This is a genomic window from Chitinophagales bacterium (assembly GCA_020636535.1).
Lineage (GTDB): Bacteria > Bacteroidota > Bacteroidia > Chitinophagales > JADIYW01 > JADJSS01.
This window is the reverse complement of the sequence record JACJXT010000008.1, coordinates 1-1348: the sequence shown is the minus strand read 5'-3', so window position 1 is coordinate 1348 and position 1348 is coordinate 1. Positions and strand designations below refer to the sequence as shown.

Annotated in this window: 3 protein-coding genes; 1 reads left to right on the top strand and 2 read right to left on the bottom strand. The window is 29.3% G+C overall.

All coding sequences use genetic code 11. The features are described from left to right. On the bottom strand, positions 1 to 210 hold a 210-nt coding region (locus tag H6553_00295; GenBank protein MCB9032254.1), incomplete at its 3' end, for a hypothetical protein. Between the two features lie 75 nt (positions 211 to 285). Further along, complete coding sequence (locus H6553_00290) at positions 286 to 723, bottom strand: hypothetical protein (GenBank protein MCB9032253.1); 438 nt, start codon at positions 721 to 723, stop codon at positions 286 to 288. A 199-nt stretch (positions 724 to 922) separates the two neighbouring features. On the opposite strand from H6553_00290, the gene H6553_00285 reads away from it, so the two are divergent. Further along, on the top strand, positions 923 to 1348 hold a 426-nt coding region (locus tag H6553_00285), incomplete at its 3' end, for a 1-acyl-sn-glycerol-3-phosphate acyltransferase (GenBank protein MCB9032252.1).

The following is a 1348-nucleotide window of genomic DNA, read 5'->3' as shown; positions in this document are numbered from 1 at the left end:
TAAAACATAAGTTTCATGTTCTGAATTGATGTCTAACATTGCCATTCCATCAATATATGTAACAGCACCATCTAAAGAGTTTTGTATTGAAATATTAGCACCAATTAATGGTTCGTTGGTAGTGCCATCTTTAACCATTAAATGTATTGTCTTTGCTTTTATTTGTAGTGTAAGTATAATTGTACTTACTATTAATATAATTTTTTTCATTTGAAATTTGTTAAGTGAACAATTAATTCAAAACACTATCTAATCAATGAATAGTGTTTATAAATATTGTATGACCTAACACAAGAAAGATTGCAACGCTTCTAAAGATGGTTGCAAATATTGTTTGATATGATAATCTGGATATGGTGGACTTAATCCTTGGAATTGCACTCTACATTGTTTAATTAAAACAATAGATTGTACAACAGGAAAATTAAAGATAGGAACAATGTCTACTTTTTTTAGCTCGAACAGATTTGAAGTAAATCCATTATAGCTAAATTTTTTAAAGCTTAAAGAATGTTCGCAACAATCATTGCTTTTACTAGCTTGTTCTTTGCAACAACTTTCTTCTTTTGACTCTTTTTCTTTTTCACAACTAGGAGAATTTAACACGCTATAATTTGCAATATTTTCTGTTTTACAAAGATGTTTAAATACAATTACACCATTTGCATTAAACAGAAAAACAAAAGCAATAATTAATGATACTATGTTGGTTGCTTTCTTCACCAAGCACAAAATTATTACTTTTGAAGTAAAAAATATTGTTTTTAACTAAACATAAGATATTAAATTTTATATTTAAGCTATCAAAAAGCAGATTAGAAATATCATCAAACAATCAAGAGATGTAAAACATAGAAATGCATTTCTTGCAAAATTTCCTAACCATGTAGGCAGCTATGGCTACGATGCTTGGGGATTTAATTTGAATGGCATTAAACCTTTTGTAAATGCTGCTAAAATTTTTTACGAGCAATATTTTAGAGTAGATGCTTATGGTTTAGAAAATATTCCAAAAGAAGGTAGGTGTTTAATTATTGGCAATCATAGTGGGCAGTTACCTATTGATGCGATGTTATTAGGATATGCTTTAGTGACCAATGAACAAGCACCAAGAGCTCCAAAAGGTATGTTTGAAAGATTTGTACCACAAGTGCCATTTTTTGGTACACTTTTTAGTCAATGGGGCGGTGCATTAGGCGATCCTGAAAACTGTATGAAGATGTTGAATAATGATGAAGCAGTTATTATTTTTCCAGAAGGAGCAAGAGGTATTTCAAAACCGTATAGTAGAAAATATCAATTACAAAATTTTGGCAATGGATATATTGCAATGGCATTAAAAAGTAAA